This window comes from Cobetia sp. 2AS, assembly GCF_029846355.1.
GTDB lineage: Bacteria > Pseudomonadota > Gammaproteobacteria > Pseudomonadales > Halomonadaceae > Cobetia > Cobetia amphilecti.
Genome location: NZ_JARWKQ010000028.1, coordinates 1 through 260 on the forward strand (window position 1 = coordinate 1; position 260 = coordinate 260).

At 63.8% G+C, this 260-nt stretch carries 1 protein-coding gene; it reads left to right on the plus strand.

The features are described 5' to 3' along the window. On the plus strand, positions 1–260 hold a 260-nt coding region (locus QD356_RS17790), incomplete at both ends, for a hypothetical protein (RefSeq protein ID WP_279878499.1).

Genomic DNA, 260 nt, shown 5'->3' on the forward strand with positions numbered 1-260 from the left:
CTGGGCGCTGTGACGGTCGATGCGACCATCGACGCACCGAGCCTTGCGCTCACCACCGACACCAACATCACCGACGATGGCATCACCAGCAATGGTGAAGTCACCGTCAGCGATCTGGAAGCCGACGCCAGCTGGGAGTACTCCCTCGACGGCGGCAGCAACTGGATCGCGGGTACCGGCACCACCTTCACCCTCGCCGAAGGCAGCTACGCCGATGGCGTTGTGCAGATCCGTCAGACCGATGTGGCCGGCAATGTCAG